This is a genomic window from Leucobacter soli (genome assembly GCF_042659205.1).
Taxonomy (GTDB): Bacteria; Actinomycetota; Actinomycetes; order Actinomycetales; family Microbacteriaceae; genus Leucobacter; species Leucobacter soli.
This window is the reverse complement of the sequence record NZ_JBHSRW010000497.1, coordinates 317-547: the sequence shown is the minus strand read 5'-3', so window position 1 is coordinate 547 and position 231 is coordinate 317. Positions and strand designations below refer to the sequence as shown.

Annotated in this window: 1 protein-coding gene; it reads left to right on the top strand. The window is 61.9% G+C overall.

From position 1 onward, the window contains the following. Positions 1-30 precede the first annotated feature (30 nt). Positions 31-231: hypothetical protein (locus tag ACFPZL_RS14160; protein WP_382336056.1), on the top strand; the 201-nt coding region annotated here is incomplete at its 3' end.

Genomic DNA, 231 nt, shown 5'->3' with positions numbered 1-231 from the left:
ATCCCCTCGCGGGCCGGGGCCAACTGGAGCGTGAACTTCCACAGGATCAATGAAAATGAGAAGTCCCCCAGCCAGAACCGCAAAGCCAAGGACGCCACCTCGGACAATGGCAAAGACGGCCTGGCCTACTCCGCACTGCTGAAGAATGAGCTGCTGGGTGCCGGCATCGAGAAGGTTCAGGACCCACAGACGGAGGACCGGCGGCTGCAGCCGTCCACACCAGAGCACAAG